The 17,839-nt window shown below is 39.8% G+C and carries 17 protein-coding genes and 1 other annotated feature (1 of these 18 only partly in view); of the genes, 7 read left to right on the plus strand and 10 right to left on the minus strand.

Annotated features, from left to right (window positions below; all coding sequences use genetic code 11):
* Positions 1-69: 69 nt before the first annotated feature.
* The 5 genes from D5281_RS00330 to D5281_RS00350 all read right to left on the minus strand — a co-directional run bounded on the left by D5281_RS00330 (position 70) and on the right by D5281_RS00350 (position 4,822).
* Entirely contained in the window at positions 70-684 is a 615-nt protein-coding gene (locus D5281_RS00330; RefSeq protein WP_160558173.1) for a phosphoribosylanthranilate isomerase, read from the minus strand.
* Positions 677-1,492 (minus strand): indole-3-glycerol phosphate synthase TrpC, encoded by an 816-nt coding sequence (trpC, locus tag D5281_RS00335; protein ID WP_160558174.1) that lies wholly within the window; start codon positions 1,490-1,492, stop codon positions 677-679. The genes D5281_RS00330 and trpC overlap by 8 nt, the downstream gene beginning before the upstream one ends.
* A gap of 198 nt (positions 1,493-1,690) precedes the next feature.
* Positions 1,691-2,710, minus strand: a complete 1,020-nt coding sequence (gene trpD / locus D5281_RS00340) for an anthranilate phosphoribosyltransferase (RefSeq protein ID WP_160558175.1) — start codon at positions 2,708-2,710, stop codon at positions 1,691-1,693.
* Entirely contained in the window at positions 2,703-3,299 is a 597-nt protein-coding gene (locus D5281_RS00345) for an anthranilate synthase component II (protein ID WP_160558176.1), read from the minus strand. Before D5281_RS00345 ends, trpD begins: the two co-directional genes overlap by 8 nt.
* 53 nt (positions 3,300-3,352) lie before the next feature.
* On the minus strand, positions 3,353-4,822 hold the full coding sequence (locus D5281_RS00350) for an anthranilate synthase component I family protein (protein WP_160558177.1): 1,470 nt from the start codon (positions 4,820-4,822) through the stop codon (positions 3,353-3,355).
* A 550-nt stretch (positions 4,823-5,372) separates the two neighbouring features.
* Between D5281_RS00350 and D5281_RS00355 the strand changes: the two genes are divergently transcribed.
* The 4 genes from D5281_RS00355 (at position 5,373) to D5281_RS00370 (ending at position 10,006) form a co-directional block, all read left to right on the plus strand.
* On the plus strand, positions 5,373-6,332 hold the full coding sequence (locus D5281_RS00355) for a D-2-hydroxyacid dehydrogenase (protein ID WP_160558178.1): 960 nt from the start codon (positions 5,373-5,375) through the stop codon (positions 6,330-6,332).
* A 73-nt stretch (positions 6,333-6,405) separates the two neighbouring features.
* The gene (locus D5281_RS00360) at positions 6,406-7,707 is read left to right on the plus strand and encodes an amidohydrolase (protein ID WP_160558179.1); all 1,302 of its coding nucleotides are present in this window, start codon (positions 6,406-6,408) and stop codon (positions 7,705-7,707) included.
* A gap of 175 nt (positions 7,708-7,882) precedes the next feature.
* On the plus strand, positions 7,883-9,133 hold the full coding sequence (locus D5281_RS00365) for an adenosylhomocysteinase (RefSeq protein ID WP_160558180.1): 1,251 nt from the start codon (positions 7,883-7,885) through the stop codon (positions 9,131-9,133).
* Positions 9,134-9,364: 231 nt separating this feature from the next.
* Positions 9,365-10,006: an orotate phosphoribosyltransferase gene (locus D5281_RS00370; protein WP_160558181.1), complete on the plus strand. Its 642-nt coding sequence runs from the start codon at positions 9,365-9,367 to the stop codon at positions 10,004-10,006.
* 107 nt (positions 10,007-10,113) lie between these two features.
* On the opposite strand, the gene rd is transcribed toward D5281_RS00370, so the two are convergent.
* From rd to D5281_RS00385, 3 genes are read right to left on the minus strand one after another with little or no spacing between them, the layout of a single operon-like run.
* Positions 10,114-10,287, minus strand: coding sequence for a rubredoxin (gene rd / locus D5281_RS00375; protein WP_120468473.1), 174 nt, complete (start codon positions 10,285-10,287; stop codon positions 10,114-10,116).
* Between the two features lie 59 nt (positions 10,288-10,346).
* Positions 10,347-10,889, minus strand: coding sequence for an NADH peroxidase (locus tag D5281_RS00380; protein WP_334296599.1), 543 nt, complete (start codon positions 10,887-10,889; stop codon positions 10,347-10,349).
* 2 nt (positions 10,890-10,891) lie between these two features.
* Positions 10,892-11,299, minus strand: a complete 408-nt coding sequence (locus D5281_RS00385) for a Fur family transcriptional regulator (protein ID WP_160558183.1) — start codon at positions 11,297-11,299, stop codon at positions 10,892-10,894.
* A 233-nt stretch (positions 11,300-11,532) separates the two neighbouring features.
* Here D5281_RS00385 and D5281_RS00390 point away from each other — a divergent pair, with 233 nt between their 5' ends.
* A complete protein-coding gene (locus D5281_RS00390) occupies positions 11,533-13,011 on the plus strand; it encodes a sensor histidine kinase (protein ID WP_160558184.1) in 1,479 nt (492 codons plus the stop codon).
* Positions 13,012-13,091: 80 nt separating this feature from the next.
* Entirely contained in the window at positions 13,092-13,781 is a 690-nt protein-coding gene (locus D5281_RS00395; protein ID WP_160558185.1) for a response regulator transcription factor, read from the plus strand.
* Between the two features lie 44 nt (positions 13,782-13,825).
* On the opposite strand, the gene D5281_RS00400 is transcribed toward D5281_RS00395, so the two are convergent.
* Positions 13,826-14,887 (minus strand): AI-2E family transporter, encoded by a 1,062-nt coding sequence (locus tag D5281_RS00400; RefSeq protein ID WP_160558186.1) that lies wholly within the window; start codon positions 14,885-14,887, stop codon positions 13,826-13,828.
* Positions 14,888-15,090: 203 nt separating this feature from the next.
* Positions 15,091-15,849 carry an RluA family pseudouridine synthase gene (locus D5281_RS00405; protein WP_330584718.1) on the minus strand — a complete coding sequence of 253 codons (759 nt, stop codon included), beginning with the start codon at positions 15,847-15,849 and terminating at the stop codon, positions 15,091-15,093.
* 148 nt (positions 15,850-15,997) lie between these two features.
* Here D5281_RS00405 and D5281_RS00410 point away from each other — a divergent pair, with 148 nt between their 5' ends.
* The gene (locus D5281_RS00410) at positions 15,998-17,521 is read left to right on the plus strand and encodes an O-antigen ligase family protein (protein WP_160558187.1); all 1,524 of its coding nucleotides are present in this window, start codon (positions 15,998-16,000) and stop codon (positions 17,519-17,521) included.
* A 117-nt stretch (positions 17,522-17,638) separates the two neighbouring features.
* Positions 17,639-17,839, plus strand: a binding site (T-box leader); it runs 106 nt beyond the window's last position.

Genomic DNA, 17,839 nt, shown 5'->3' on the forward strand with positions numbered 1-17,839 from the left:
CCATTCTTTGAAATGTAATTTTTTTATTTTATATTTGTCTGGAAAATTTGAAAGTTAGTGTAAATATGGTTAATTGCATTTACGGTTCGCTGCGGTGCAAGCTTCAATAAAGGCTTTTATTTTTTGATAATCCTTACGGCAATTCGTTTCTACGCCAGAACTGACATCCACACCAAAGGGGTGTATTTTTTCTATGGCTTCCTTGACATTGGCAGGATTTAGACCTCCTGCCAGGAAAAAAGGTTTGTGGATATCACATATCAGCGACCAGTCGAAGGTTTCACCTGTGCCAAGACCGTTATCCAACAATAGGTAATCGCAGGGATAGTCAAGAGCCTGTTTGATGTCTTCTTTGCTTTTTATGATGAAAGCCTTGATAATGGGTTTGTGACACAGGCTTTTAAGTTTTAAAGCATAGGAAGCATCTTCCCTGCCGTGGAGCTGTGCAAGTTGTATGGTTTCAGTCTCTAAAAGGGCGGCTACATTTTTTAAAGGTTCATTTACGAAAATGCCGACACTTTGTATTGTTGGCTTTAAAATTGCTCTTAGAGTTGCGGCATCCTTGGGAGAAATGTAGCGCTGTCTGCCCTGCAGAAAAACAAAACCTATATAATCCGGATTCAGGGCGTTCACATAGGAAATATCCTCCGCAGATTTGAGACCGCATATTTTTATTTTAGTCATAGAAATCCTCCATTTTACCCTTGGATCCCGTGCGCAATTCATCCAGCATGGCTTTCTTGTCTGGGGCGCGCATAAGGGTTTCCCCAATTAAGATAGCATCCACACGAGCCATTTCAAGCGCTTTTACATCTTCTCCGGAGCGGATACCGCTTTCTGCAACAAAGAAAATATCCTCTGGTACCAGAGAGCGCAGCTTTCGACTGTTGCTGATATCCACTGTAAAGTTTTTTAGATTTCGGTTATTGACACCTATCATACGCGCTCCGGCGGCAATGGCAGATGCTATTTCCTTTTCGTTATGGGCTTCTACAAGAGCTGAAAGACCAAGCGTATCACAAATGTCAATATAGCGCTTTAAGGTATCTGTGGAAAGCAGGGAGCAAATTAGTAAAACAGCGCTGGCACCTAAAAGCTTTGCTTCATAAATCATATATTCATCCACTGTGAAATCCTTGCGGATACAGGGGATAGACACCGCGCTAGAAATTTCTTTAAGATATTGATCTTTACCTAGAAACCATTTAGGTTCAGTGAGTACGGAAATACAGGATGCACCTGCTGCTTCGTACTCTTTGGCTATGGTCAGATAGGGAAATTCTTTTGCGATGAGCCCTTTGGAGGGAGAAGCTTTTTTACATTCGCATATAAAACTGATTCCGCCAGTGGCGAGAGCTTTTTCAAAAGGAAACCCAGTCTTACAGCTTTGTGTAAAGGCAAGCTGTTTCAGTTCTTTAAGCGGTCGGATTTCCTTTGCTTTTTCCACTCGTTGTTTCGCGTAGGCCGCTATTGTGTCTAAGATCGTTTCCATTGTTTTACCCCCTACTATCGCAAGCTGTGTCTGCGATACAGTATTAATAGATAATTTGGAAATTTGAGTTCAAGCTTTAATCTCTGCATATCCATGAGTTATGTTTGAAATAATACTTTAATGTTAATATTCCTTAATGAGAATCTGATAAAATGATTATTATTCATAAATGAGAAGATATAATTTTGCACTCATCGTTTAGGATAAATTACTTATGGATTTGAATTCTTCTAACTTAGCAAGTGCGTGTCCCGAATCTATTAGTTCTTGGGCAAGCTTAACACCGTCTGCAAAGGAGTCAGCCTTCTCCGCAATATATAAGGCGGCTCCGGCATTTAAAAGAACTGCATTCCTTTTAGGCCCCTTTTCCCCTTTTAAAATAGAAAGAGTAATATCAGCATTTTCATCAGGCGTACCGCCAATTAGATCTTCTTTTTTACAGGAGGTTAATCCAAAGTCCTCTGGCGTAATGGTATAGGTATTATAGTTTCCCTCAAAAAATTCACAAATATAGGTAGGGCTGCTTGCAGATATTTCATCCATTTTGTCCATTCCATAAACTACCAAACCGCGTTTGACACCGAGATTGGTAAGAACCTTTGCAAGAGGCTCAACCAGAGACTTGTCATAAACGCCGAGAAGCTGTCTGCATGGAGAGGCAGGATTGGTTAAAGGGCCTAAAATGTTAAAGACGGTTCGAATACCTAGCTCCTTACGGATTAGACCAACGTATTTCATGGAAGTGTGATATTTCTGTGCAAAGAAGAAGCAGATTCCTACCTTCTCAAGGAGCTCAACACATTTTTCAGGGGATAGATCAATGTTTACACCGAGGGCCTGAAGACAGTCGGCGGCTCCAGATTGAGAGGAAGCGGCTCTGTTGCCGTGTTTGGCGACCTTGACGCCGCCGGCTGCGGCGACTAGAGCCGAAGTAGTTGAAATATTAAAGCTTTGAGCGCCATCGCCTCCGGTACCTACAATTTCTAGCAAATCCATGTTATGTTCTACCTTCATGGCATGGTCGCGCATAGCAGCGGCGCAGCCGGCAATTTCATTGATGGTTTCCGCCTTAGTACTTTTAGTGGACAAAGCAGCTAAAAAGGCGGCATTTTGGGTAGGTGAGGTTTCACCGCTCATAATCTCGTTTATGACAGCGTAAGCTTCAGCATAGGTTAAATCCTGTTTGTCAACAATTTTTACAATAGCTTCTTTAATCATTTTGGGCCTCCATATTTTGTTTATAGTGATTTAAAAAATTTTTAACAATGCTGCTTCCTGCTGGTGTGAGGATAGATTCAGGATGAAACTGCAGTCCGTAAACCGGGTAGTTTTTATGCTGAACGGCCATCATTTCACCGTCATCCGCCCTGGCGGTAATGATAAGGCAGGCAGGAAGGGTTTCTTCAAGTAGCGCAAGGGAGTGATATCTGGCAACGGAAATGCTTTCGGGAAGTCCTTGAAAAATTGGGCTGGTGGGTTCAAGTTTGGTTTGGGACTGTTTTCCGTGCATTAATTCGTTTGCGTAGGAAATGGTTCCGCCATAGGCCAAACAGATAGCCTGATGGCCAAGACAGACACCTAAAATGGGAGTTTTACATCCAAGCTCTTTGACAATATCAATACAGATGCCGGCATCCTCCGGTCTTCCTGGGCCTGGGGAAAGGATAATAGCCTCCGGCTCCATTTTTTCGATTTCTTTTATGGATGCAGCATCATTTCGAATTACTTTTATATCAGGATTTAAAGATCCAATCAGCTGATATAGGTTATAGGAAAAGCTGTCGTAATTATCAATTAGTAAAATCATTGGTTCACCTCTTGTTTTATTAAACGGACTCGTCAAGCATAGTAGCAATTCACTCAATAATCCGGTTTGTATAGGGTGTCATCGTTTAATGCCTTCACAATGGCGGCTGCTTTGTTTAAGCATTCCTGATATTCTTTTTCGGGAATAGAATCTGCTACGATACCAGCGCCGCTTCTGACGAAGACTTTGCCGCCTTTCTTGTAAGCTATTCTAATCGCAATACAGGTATCGAGATTTCCGGTAAAATCCAGATAGCCTATGGCGCCACCATAAATGCCGCGTTTATTATTTTCCAAATCGTTAATTAACTGACAGGCTTTGATTTTAGGGGCGCCGGAAAGTGTTCCTGCAGGTAAAATAGCATCTATGGCGGAAAGTGCATCCGCATCTTCTCGTATTTGTCCTCGTACGGTAGATCCTATATGCATGACATGAGAGTATTTCTCTATAGAGAGGTATTTTTCTACCTGAACGGTTCCAAATTTACTGATTTTGCCAATATCATTTCTTCCCAAATCTACCAGCATATTATGCTCCGCAAGTTCCTTAGGGTCTGCAAGAAGCTTTTGTTCCAACGATTTATCTTCTTCCTCGGTTTTTCCTCTGGGACTGGTGCCTGCCAGGGGAAAGGTATGAAGAACACCGTTTTCTAATTTCACCAGAGTCTCGGGTGAGGCGCCTGCCACTTCCAAATCGCTGCTGGCAAAATAAAACATGTAGGGAGAAGGGTTTAAGGTGCGGAGGATGCGATAGGTATTTAATAAGCTTCCTTCAAAACAGGCTTCCAGGCGGTTGGATAAGACAATCTGGAAGATATCACCCTCTTTAATATGATGTTGGGCTTTTTCCACCATGGAGCAATATTCTTCTTCTTTAAAAAGAGGGAGAAAGTCGGTGGTACATTTGCCAGGCTGGTCGGCAGCAGGGATACCGCTTTTAATCAGTTCCGCCAATTGCTTTAATTCCAGAATTGCCCTGTTATATTCTGTCTCAAGGCTGTCAAGCTGGATATTTACAATTAATACGATTTTCTGTCTAAAGTTGTCAAAGGCAATTACCTTGTCAAAGAGCATTAAATCAACATCTTTAAAGCCCTCGGTATTAGCAGCGTTAAGGTGTAGGGAAGGCTCCGCGTATTTTAGGTAATCATAGGAAAAATAACCCACTAATCCGCCTGTAAAGGGAGGAAGATAGGGAAAACGGGGGCTTTTGTGTTCTTCAATGATCTGACGAATGTATTCTCCAGGATCTTTTGTGTCAAAAGAAAGAGAGCCTACCTTCATTTGGCCATTCTGGCAAGTAATTTCAAGGCTGGGATTGTAGCCTAAAAAGGTGTAGCGCCCCCATTTTTCATAGTCAGAAACAGACTCCAACAGATAGCAGTGGCTGGAAATATTTTTAAGGATTTTGAGAACTTCAATGGGGGTTCTGATGTCTGATAAGATTTCCATGCTCACGGGAGCCGTTTTGTACTTGTTTTGTTTATTTAATTCTTTTAGTATTTGAAGTTCAGGTCGAATCATAACTTTTCCTTTCTGCCTGTAATGATATTAATAAAAATATTAAAATATGGAATTTTTTGCAAACAAAAAGTCCTTAACAGAAATAATTTCTGTCAAGGACGAATATCAAACTATCCGCGGTGCCACCTTGATTTACAGCCTGAGCTGTACCCTTAACAGGATACCAACATATCCCTGGCAACTGACGTATGCCTTACGTTGCAGAATACTTAACAATTTAAAATAATTCATTTGTTGTTCACTGCACCCTCAGCGGTCCATTTGATGACTTGTTTTCCGCCCGATCTCAGCATTCCGGGCTCTCTGTAGGAGCATCATCACCGTTATCTCCGCTTCAACGGTTTAGGTGATATTTAATTTTTTATCATATTAACGCAGGGAAGGGCAATTGTCAACAAGAAATTTTTTGTTGCATATTTATACAAAGATTTTTAAATTATCCATCATAAATCTTATGAATAAAATATTATTTTTAACATCTGTTCAAAAAAGGATTATTTATATATAATAAAAAATGTTTATAATACAACTTATAGTTAAGGAGAAACGCATGAAAATAGTGGTTTTAGAGAGAAACAGCGTGGGGCTGGATGTTTCTGTGGATATATTTAAGGCATTTGGAGAAGTGACGGTATATCCTAATACCACGGCTGTGGATGTAAAAGAAAAAGTGAGAGATGCGGAAATTATCATCGCCAACAAAGCGCCTCTCAATAGCGAGACCCTAAAGGATGCCCATGATGTAAAGCTGATTTGTGAATTTGCAACAGGGTATGATAATGTGGACATTACATATTGCAAAAGCAGAGGAATTAAGGTGGCAAACATTGTAGGCTATTCCACAGATGCGGTGGCACAGCATACTTTTGCACTTTGTCTGTATGTTCTGGAAAAGCTTCGTCATTATGACGATTATGTAAAATCAGGTGCTTATGCGGCACAGGATCGTTTTTCGAATTTTGATATTCCATTTACAGAACTTGCAGGTAAGACCTGGGGCATTGTGGGTATGGGAAATATTGGAAGGAAGGTAGCAGGAATTGCCGAAGCTTTTGGCTGCAAAGTAATTTTTTATTCGGCCTCTGGAAACAGTACATGTACGGAGTATGAAAGGGTGGAGTTTGACAAGCTGTTAAAGGAATCGGATTTCTTATCGATTCACTGTCCGTTAAGCGATAAGACAAGGGATTTATTTGATTTAGAAGCATTTAAAAAGATGAAGAAAAGTGCTATATTAATCAATGTGGCAAGAGGGCCGGTGGTAAATGATGCAGCTCTATATACTGCTTTGGCAGAAAACTATATTGCAGGGGCTGGGCTGGATGTAACTAGCACGGAGCCTATGAAAAGCAGCAATCCTTTAAGCAAGATTATGGACAGTAACAAGTTAATTATTACGCCTCACCTGGCATGGGCAAGTAATGAGGCAAGAAACAGATGTGTTTCGGAAACCTGCAAAAATATCGAAGCATTTCTAAAAGGGGAAAACAGAAATATTGTTAACCTTTAAATTGGGGGATTGCAAAGGGCCATAAGAAAAATGTTAAGAAAGTAAATCATAAAAAGTAAGGAGTGAAAAAGGTTTGGGAATTGTATTAAAAAATATTCTGGCAGTATTACCTGAGGGTCATCAGGATGTGGTGAAGGAAACCAATATTTATATTGAAGATAGCAGAATTGTTGCGATAGGCACAAAGCCAGCAGGATTTGTAGCTGATAAAGTGATTGATGGAAAGGACAGGCTTGCCATACCAGGCCTGATCAATTGTCATACCCATTCTTATATGTCTTTTATGCGGAACGTGGCGGATGATTTGAGCTTTATGGACTGGCTTTTTGGAACCATTGATCCGATTGAGCAACAGATGACAGATGAGGATACCTATTGGGGCGCATGTCTTGCTATTATTGAAATGATGAAAAGCGGAACGACCTGTTTTAATGATATGCAGATGAATATTCATCAGACCACAAAAGCGGTAAAGGAGTCCGGTATGCGCGCTGTCATATGCCGTGGTTTGGTAGGAAGCGGTGATGATGAAGCAGGTCAGATAAGATTAAAACAGGCTTATGAAGAAAGAGATGCAGCCAAAGACTGTGACAGACTTACCTTCATGTTAGGGCCTCACGCTCCGTATACCTGTGATGACGCTTACATGAGGATTGTTTCTGAGGAAGCAAAAAAGAACCATATGGGTATTCATGTACATCTTTCAGAAAGTGAAAGCGAGATACAGCAGATAAAGGAAAAGTATGGTATGTCGCCCATTGAGATGGCGGTTCAGAACGGATTATTCGATGTGCCTGCCATAGCTGCCCACTGTGTACAGATCACAGAGAGCGATATGGATATCTTAAAGAAAAAGAATGTAAGTGTGGTAACGAATCCTGCCAGCAACATGAAGCTGGGGAATGGTTTTGCGCCTGTTCCGGCAATGATTGAAAAAGGAATCAATGTTTGTCTTGGCACGGATGGCGCGGCCAGCAACAACAGTCTAAATATGTTTCATGAGCTGAGCCTGCTTACACTGATCCATAAAGGGGTTAAGAAGACCCCTCAGTGCGTCAGCGCAAAAGAAGGTTTCCGTATTGCAACCATAAATGGGGCTAAAGCGCTTGGGCTTGAGCAGGAAACAGGTTCACTGGAGGCGGGGAAGAAGGCGGATATTGCTATTTTGAATTTAAATACGCCATCTTTGACGCCCAGGAATAATTTAATTGCCGGACTTTCTTATTCTGCAAATGGTTCTGAGGTGGAAACCGTCATTATTGATGGGAAAATAACCATGGAAAACAGAAAAGTATTGACGTTAGACGAGGATATGGTTTATAAAAAGGTAAACGATATTATAGTCCGTATGGGCCTAGATAAGAAAGAGTATTAAGGGTAATAGCTGCGTTGCAGTTGTTATAAAGTTATTATTCACAAATGAGAAGTATATATCCTATCTAACAAGAAACTCATAGATGAATAATAATAAAGTGATGATAGGACAGACGACCATCACTATAATAAAAATTCGGCTGAATCTATCTTATATTTTATTGGAGGACATAGTTATGAGCAGTGAAATCAGAGACATTCATTTGGCCGAGTCCGGAGAACGCAAGATTGAGTGGGTAAAAAGAAATTGCGACCTGCTCCGCACTCTGGAAGAAGAATTTTCAAAGACAAAGCCATTTGAAGGCAAAAAAATTGCGCTTTCCGTACATCTTGAGGCTAAGACAGCGTATCTTTGCCTGGTGTTAAAGGCAGGAGGGGCACAGATGTTTGTAACCGGCTCTAACCCGCTTTCTACTCAGGATGATGTGGCAGCAGCGCTGGTTAAAGCAGGGCTTGAAGTTCATGCATGGTATGACTGTACGCCGGAGGAGTACAATTCTCATATCCGCCATGTATTGGAGGCTGGACCTAATATCATCATTGATGATGGCGGAGACTTGGTGAATATGGTTCACACACAGATGCCGGAGCTGATACCTAATATTATCGGCGGATGCGAGGAGACAACCACAGGAATTATCCGGCTGGAGGCAATGAATCATGCCGGGGAACTGAAATTCCCTATGGTGCGTGTAAACAATGCGGATTGCAAGCACTTGTTTGATAACCGTTATGGTACAGGCCAGTCCGTTTGGGACGGCATTAACCGTACGACAAACCTGATCGTGGCAGGTAAGATCGTGGTAGTAGCAGGCTATGGCTGGTGTGGTAAAGGAACCGCTATGCGTGCAAAAGGGCTTGGAGCAAGGGTAATTGTGACAGAAATTGACCCGATCAAGGCAATTGAAGCTGTTATGGATGGATTTGATGTTATGCCTATGAACGAAGCAGCTAAGGTGGGAGATTTCTTTGTAACCGTTACAGGCTGTGATAAGGTAATCGATGAGGAAGACTTTAAGGTCATGAAGGATGGCGCTATCCTCTGCAATGCCGGACATTTCGATTGTGAGATCGATATGGCAAGATTGCGCGAAATTGCAGTGGAGACTAGAGAACAGAGGAAGAATATCATGGGCTATAAGCTTCCTACAGGTCAGTGGATTTTTATTTTAGCTGAAGGCAGATTGGTTAATCTGGCGGCAGGCGATGGACATCCGGCGGAGATTATGGATATGAGCTTTGCAATTCAGGCATTATCTGCTAAGTATCTGGTTGAACATGGCAGTGAGCTTACAGAAAAACTGATTGATGTGCCTAGAGAAGTAGATCAGGATGTGGCTAAGAGGAAATTGGCATTCTTAGGAAAAGAAATTGATGTGCTGACACCGGAACAGGAAAAATATTTGAATAGTTACACATTAGATTAAAACTTAAATTAAGAATGTAATTTTTTAGACCATAATAAGCGATGTGATGTAAGGTTCAGAAGCCGGATATTTGATATATCTGGCTTCTGTCATATTCTCTTATGGGACTTGTAAGATGTGGCAGTAAATGATTTTTAAAATAAATGATTGCATTAAATTGTCTTATCATTTACTATATAAATATAATATTATTGTACAATTTAAAGGTACATAATTTAAGGAGGTATGCCTATGGAAGGGACAGTTAGGATTCAATCAAAAGCGCATCATAATGTAGTATTAAAAGCAATACCAGGACATTTTGTAACGCCAAACTCGCATGTAAATTATTTCTTGGATATGGCAACTTTAAAGTGCAGGCTCAATGAGGCTTCTGCAACAGCGAAGGCCTTAAGCGAACAAATAGCAGCTACCACTGTGGTAGATACAATTGTCTGTATTGACGGATGCGAAGTTATTGGCGCTTTTCTGGCGGAAGATTTGACGAGAGCAGGCATATATTCTATGAATTCTCATAATACAATTTATATTGTTACCCCTGAGTATGTGAACTCCGGGCAGCTTGTTTTCAGGGAGAATATGATACCAATGATTAAAGGGAAAAATGTACTTATTCTTCTGACATCTGCCACAACAGGACAGACGATTGTAAAGACAGGTCAGGCGCTTAAATATTATGGTGCGAAAATTAGTGGAATCAGTGCGGTTTTCAGTGCGGCGAACAGTGTGATGGGTATTCCAATCAAGTCATTGTTTACAATTACAGATATTCCGGATTATAAGGCATATGACCCAGAAGGATGTTCCCTGTGCAAGGAAGGAAAACCAATTGATGCTTTTGCGAATGGATTCGGGTATTCTAAAATTAACTAGTGGTTGTAACCGCTTGAAAGAGTGAATTGCATGGAGGTAATAAAAAACAGGAAACAGTGTGAATATACTGTTTCCTGTTTTTTTATGATAATGATACAACTTTTAATTTAGTTGTAGTTATCAATGCAAGGCTGGAACATATCCTTGCTTACACCGCACACAGGGCACACCCAATCAGCAGGAAGATCTGCAAATGCAGTTCCGGGAGCGATGCCGTGTTCGGGATCTCCTTTTTCCGGATCATAGGTGTATCCACAGGGATTACAAAAATATTTCTGCATGATAGTATCTCCTTTCAAAATATGAGTCTAAATTGAAATTTTAAAAATAGTATTTTTTCTTAGCTAAAATATCTCTTAAGAAGTCCTTCGAATGCCTTACCATGACGAGCCTCATCGCGAGCCATTTCGTGAACTGTGTCATGAATTGCGTCAAGGTTAGCAGCTTTTGCACGCTTTGCAAGATCGAACTTGCCAGCAGTAGCGCCATTTTCAGCCTCTACTCTCATTTCAAGATTTTTCTTTGTGGAATCGGTTACTACTTCGCCTAACAGCTCAGCAAATTTTGCTGCATGCTCAGCTTCTTCATAAGCTGCTTTTTCCCAGTATAAACCAATTTCAGGATAACCTTCTCTGTGAGCAACTCTTGCCATTGCAAGATACATACCAACTTCTGTGCATTCACCGTTAAAGTTTGCTCTTAAGTCTGCAAGGATATCTTCACTTACACCCTTTGCAACGCCTACTACATGCTCTGCAGCCCATACCTTATCGCTATCCTGAGCTGTGAATTTCTCTGCAGGTGCATTACAAACAGGACATTTCTCAGGTACAGAATCACCTTCATAAACATAACCGCATACTTGACATACGAATTTCATAATTTTTAGCTCTCCTTTTCTTTGCATAAAATTTTTTGAGTGCAATTACTACAGCGACCATAAAAGTAGGTCATCTGCCCTTCGATTTTACCATTGAAGTTCTCACGGACTGCCGCAGTTATTTGTTCTGTGACGGGCATGTCCAAATCAATTACATTTCCACATTCTTTACAGATGAAATGGTAATGGGGGGAAGTATCATAATCAAAATGATCTACGCCATCACCTACCCGAACCCGAGCAATTTCACCAAGATCAGCAAGCAAGGTTAAATTCCGATATACGGTTCCAAGGCTGATGTTAGGAAAGGATTGACGGACATTTTTGTAAATCACATCTGCAGTGGGATGATCTTTTCTGGTAGCCAGAAATTCTTTAATAGAATCCCGCTGTTTACTGTGCTTTAGATTCATATGAGTTCCTCTCTGGTAAATATTAGTAGCTATTACTGTTTTATTATAATAATTTTCATATAGTTGTCAATAACAATTTATAAATTTTTTATAGATTCATTTATTCTTTAATAACCAGCCGTATCTTGGATGTGCTATAATCGGTATAAAGAGTTAGGATAAGCGATAGGTATAGGTGCAAGTTTGTACTTGTATCCAAATATGCGGACTGCTGGCAAGAATGGGAGATTAAAATGAAATTTAAAACCAGACTGGTAATTACATTTCTAACAATTATCTTGCTTCCTTTGGCGCTTGCCTGCACGGCCTTTATTTGCATCGGAGGAGCTTTAATCAGGGGGCAGGAGGAATATGGCCTTCGGAATAAAGATTACAATATGCTGATTGACCCTGCACAGGCGTCTAAGCTTATGTCAGATGAAATTTTTGTGGAGGTAAAGGAGATATTAGAGAATGACCCTTTTGAAATTGAAAATGAAGATGTTCTGTTTAACATAAATGAGAAAATTGCTAATAAGTCTTCCTATATAATTGTGCGCAGACAGGACAGACTGTTTTATACTGGAAATGAGTTGGCGGCAAAGCAGATTTTTTCAGTGCTGCCAGCCTTTCGGGAAGAAAGTGCAAGGGGAAACGAAAGGCAGAATATTTACCTGGACGATATGAAAAAGTTGGTAAGGCAGATGGATTTCTATTTTCAAAATGGGGATGAAGGAAGCTTTTTTGTGATTACCAGAACAAATCCAATTATATCCAGAAAACTATTTATAGATATGGCAATTGCCATTATGCTTATTTTGATTTTTACGAGCATGTTTCTGACCAATTGGATTAGCCGGGGCGTATTTGCACCGATTAATCAGCTGAATATAGCAATGCAGAATATTGCAGAGGGAAATTTAGAATACAGACTTCCAGATAAGGATGATGGGGAAATTGGAGAGCTTTACCGGAATTATGAGGATATGAGGCTTCGACTTAAGGAATCCACAGATGAAAAGATTCTGGCGGAAAAGCAGAATAAAGAATTAGTCAGTAATATATCCCACGATCTGAAAACACCGATTACAGCGATAAAGGGGTATGTGGAAGGGATTATGGATGGCGTGGCAGATACACCGGAAAAAATGGATAAATATATCAGGACGATTTATAATAAGGCTAACGATATGGATAGATTAATTAACGAATTGACTGTATATTCCGGAATTGATTCTAATCGTATCCCATATCATTTTCACAAGATAGATGTTTCTGAATATTTTGGCGATTGTATTGAAGAAGTGGGACTTGACTTAGAGTCAAAGAATATTGAATTAAATTATTCTAACTTGGTCACACCGGGAACGCTTATTATTGCGGATCCTGAGCAGCTTAAAAGAGTAATCAATAATATTATTGGAAATAGTGTTAAGTATATTGATAAGAAAAAGGGAGAGATCGATATCCGTATTTTGGACGAGCTGGATTCTATCCGGGTAGAAATAGAGGATAATGGAAAAGGTATCGCGGCCAAGGATTTACCGAAAATATTTGAACGTTTCTATAGGACAGATGCTTCCAGAAATTCGGCACAGGGAGGAAGCGGTATAGGTCTTTCTATTGTAAAGAAAATCGTTGAGGACCACGGTGGCTATATATGGGCCACCAGCAAAGAAAATGAGGGAACCTGTATGCATTTTGTAATCCGTAAATATCAGGAAACAGAGTGATAATAGATAGACTTACGTATTTCTTACTTAGGTTTTGCAGAAGGATACCGGAAGATGACAAATTGAAAAGGGAGGTAAAAATGAGTAGAATATTAATTATTGAGGATGAAGAAGCGATTGCAGATCTGGAAAAGGATTATCTTGAGCTGAGTGGGTTTGAAGTGGCAATTAAATATGAGGGAGAAGAAGGACTTCAAACGGCTTTGTCGGAGGAATTTGATTTAATTGTTCTTGATCTGATGCTGCCGGGAATGGATGGATTTGAAATATGTAAACACATTAGAGAAGAAAAAAATATTCCTATTATTATGGTTTCGGCGAAGAAAGACGATATTGACAAAATCAGGGGGTTGGGTCTTGGGGCTGATGACTATATGACCAAGCCTTTCAGCCCCAGCGAGCTGGTCGCCAGAGTAAAGGCGCATATGGCAAGATATGACAGGCTGGTTGGCTCTACTCAGAAAAATAACGATATTATTGAAATCCGTGGTATCCGTATAGATAAAACAGCAAGAAGAGTTATTGTTGATGGTGTGGAAAAGGCGTTTACCGGGAAGGAATTTGACCTTCTTACTTTTCTTGCAGACCATCCAAACCATGTATATACCAAAGAAGAATTGTTCAGAGAAATATGGGATATGGATTCAATTGGAGATATCGCAACGGTTACAGTGCATATTAAGAAAATCAGGGAAAAAATTGAATATGATTCTGCAAAACCTCAATACATTGAAACAATTTGGGGCGTGGGGTATCGGTTTAAGGTTTAAAATTATAAAGCTTAGAAGACCTTCAATCCCAAAAGGGGTAAGCGCTAGGTTTGCTGTGTGCTTTCTGTCAGGTCCCAGAAATATTTGCAGGTTTCGCAGACAATGACCAGGGATAAAGGCCCTTTGATGATGCCCCATACACCAAATAAGTGAATACCGGCAAAAACAGCAAACAAAATTCCAACAGGCCAAACCCCCACGCGATCTCCAATCAGCTTTGGTTCTAAAAATTCACGGATGAGAGCGCAGAGTGCATAGAGAAAAAAGCATAAAACCGCCTGCCAGTAATTTCCGTTTATCAGACGAAATAATGCCAGCGGTATAAGCATAATACCAGTTCCGATGAAAGGAAGCATATCCATAAAACCTGTAAGGATACCATAAAATATTCCTCCTTTCATACCTGTGAAAGTAAGAGTAACTGCACATATAGTGCTTATGATGCATAAAATTATAAGCTGCGCTTTCACAAAGGTTTTGATATATAGCAGTACTTTCATTCCCACATCCCGGATGCCTTGAAAGTCTTTGTTTTCTTTGAATTTTAACAGATATTTGTCATAGTCTTTCATGATAAGGAGTATGGCAATTATTATGATTACAATAAAGCTGATAAAGCTGACAATGTTTTTCATGCAGCCTACGGATTTGTCCATAACCGTAGGTAAAATCTTGACTTCTAGATTTTCTACAAAAACATTCATTTGTTCTATAATAAAATTTTCAATCTGTGTACTATCTACGCCAAATTTTTGCTCTACTTTGCTGCAGCAATCATTCAGTAAAAGACATAAATCTTCTTGATATTCGGGTATACTGCCTGCAATTTTGCTGCCATTTGCAATAAGACAGGAAAAAATAAGCCAGAGAGATATTATAATCAGTGCGCAGATTGAAAATAAAATGAGTCCGGCCAGAATGGATTTTCGTATTTTTAGTTTTTTGTGAAGCGATTGTATCAGTGGATTTAAAAGCCCTGCTAACAAAAAAGCAAGGAGAAAGGGAGAAACGATAGGGCTTATATATTTCATAGCAAAATATACGAAAAGAATGACGATTGCTGCCGTTAGATACTTTTTTCCACCATCTGTTAATTTGATTTTCATAAAATTTCCATACCTTCTCCATAATATGCCTTTCCTCTAATCCTTCATACTATCTTTAGCATCGCTGTTATTTAATGGCATAAATCCGGAGGAAGAATGCTTGTTTTTAAATGCATTCAGCATAGTAAAGTAAATTTGAAGTTTTAGATGATAGGGCTATTGGTAGTATGGATAATTTGACATGAAATATGACAAATATGAGTTTAAATCCCGCTGGAAAAGAAAGGAAAAAATATCTCCCCTTCGGGCTGCTTTTCAAAGGTGAGATTCTTCCCCGATACAGGGTGTGAAAAGGTCAGCTTATAGGCACACAATGCCACGCTCTTACACCCGGTTTTTCGGCTGAGTTCCTTAGAAGATTCACTGCCATATTTGGTATCTCCAAGCAGGGGCATACCTGCATGGGACATCTGTGCCCTGATTTGATGATGGCGGCCTGTTAACAATTTAATTTCTATAAGGGAAGCTTCTCCCAAATGGGGCACTGTGCCGAAATCTTCCCAATCTATACTTTCTTCAAAAACAAATAGTGTTTTGATCAGTTTAAAATCCAAAACAGCTTTTTTGGCCTGAGGAAAATCTTCCTTTACAATCATAGACCGGTTTGTTTTTGGGTCTTTGTAGAGATAGTCTGTTAATGAACCCTGCTCACGCTCCGGTTTTCCATAAATTACCGTATAGTAGTATTTCTGTATTTGTCCGTTTGTAATTTGCCGGCCAAGGGCTCTGGAGGCCTGTCTGGTTTTGGAAAATACCAAAAGCCCGGAGACAGGCTGATCTAATCTGTGCACAAGTCCAAGATAGGGTTCTTTCTTACCATTATACTCTGGTTTCTTTGCCAAATAGTTTTTAAGCTCGCTGACCATATCCTGTTGTCCGACCCTGGCAGTTTGAGTGGCGATGCCAGCGGGTTTATAAGCAATTATAATATGTCTGTCCTCAAAAATGATATTTCTTTGCACGAATGATTCCTGCCTTTTTGTTAGTAGTATTAAAAATATTTATATAATAACAAAGATATTATGAATTGACAACAAGAATGTTTACAGCAAAATATTTTTGCTGTTATACTATTACTGATACAATTGAAAGCAGCGGGAAGAGAGAATATTGATTAAGAAAGCAGGCAGTTTGGTTACAACTGCATATTTATTATTGATTTTTGGAATATATCCTTTTTATATGCATCAAGGATATGCGGATATTGCGGAGGCGAAATATCATTTTTTTATTTATAGTTCGCTTGCCGCTGTTGTGATACTGGTGGTGACAGGGGCAATTTATGGGGGACAAACACTATATTGCCGTTTTACGCAGCGGGAACCATATCTAATCAACTGGGATAGCTTATCTCTAACGGATATGCTTGTGATACTTTACGCCACTGAGATTTTTATTTCTTATGTATTTTCTTATGACAAAAAGGAAGCGCTTTGGGGAACAGAGGGCTGGTATATGGGATTGGTTCTTTTACTTACCCTGTGCGTCCTTTATTTTGTTATATCCGGATTTTGGAATGGGAGTAAGATAGTTTGGCAGGCGGCGGTTTTCGCTTCAGAAGTAGTTTTTTTACTTGGTATTTTGGACAGATTTTCTATTTATTTGGTTCCGCTAAAGTTACGGAACCCAGCATTTATTTCCACCTTAGGAAATATTAACTGGTTTTGTGGGTATCTTTCTATTATAGCGCCAATTGGTATTAGTTTGTTTCTATTTGGAACAGAAACAAAATGGATGTATGGAATTTATGCATTCATTGCATTTCTGGCAGGATTTTGTCAGGGAGGAAGCAGTGTTTTCCTTTTTTGGGGGGCATTGTTTTATATTTTATTGTGGATAGCCATTCAAAAGAAGGTATGGATAGAAAATTATTTTTTCCTGCTTTCTTTGTGGGGTTTTTCAGCGCAGATAATAGGTATTTTGCGGGTTATTATACCGGAGGGATATAATTATGATATAGACAGCTTATGTGTCCGAGCATCGGAGCATCCGTTTACTTTATTAGTTGGTATCGTAAGTTTAGGAATATATATGCTGCTCCGAATCAGAAAATCGGGTGAAATCAATGAAAAAACGCAAAGTATGATTCACAAAACAATGGGTATTGTGTTGGCAGCAGGTATTTTATTGTATTTGGCTTTGGCTGGGCTAAACAGTCAGCTGGGGATTTTGGTTTTTGGGCAATCCGAATTGTTTTCATTTAATGAGACATGGGGCAATGGCAGGGGAGCAGCTCTTGCAGGAAGCATCGAGGCATACAGACAAATGCCTCTTTTGCGCAAGTTCCTGGGAGCAGGGCCGGATTGTTTTTCCGCCTATGTATATTCGTTGGAGGAAGTGGCGGCAATGCTTCGGGATAGTTTTGGAGGGAATCGATTGACAAACGCTCACAATGAGCTGCTTACCAGTCTGATTAATACGGGTATTGTGGGAACGTGTCTGTTTGTTAGCATTTTTGTGTCTTTTGCACACAGCTGCATAAAAAAGGGAAGGAAAAATCCCGTCTTTTATCTTTTTGTAGTGAGTATAACGTGCTATTTTGTTCATAATACCATAAGCTTTGCGCAAGTGTTAAATTTCCCGTTTTTATTTCTTTTACTTGGAATGGGAGAAAGCTTGGAAGTAAACTCATAACGATATACAGAAGGTAAAAAATATACTAGTTTTGTCTTAATTCTAAGTTGACAAAATGACTTTTTTTGCCTACAATCATGTTACACTCCGTATGGAACGGAGTGTTTAAACAAATAAAACATAGCGTTGAAAAGGACTAGTACAGATAGGAACCTTCCAGAGAGAAAATCCCTTTGGTAAAGATGGATTTTACGGTAGATTATCTACCGGATTTCAAATGCTAAGGAGCTGAAAGATTTTTAAGTGGAATATCTGGAACCTGCCTTGGAGCTCTGTGTGAACCTGCCGGACATATGAAACGTATATGCATCAGGTAGA

Source organism: Parablautia muri (assembly GCF_009917485.1).
Taxonomy (GTDB): domain Bacteria; phylum Bacillota; class Clostridia; order Lachnospirales; family Lachnospiraceae; genus Suilimivivens; species Suilimivivens muri.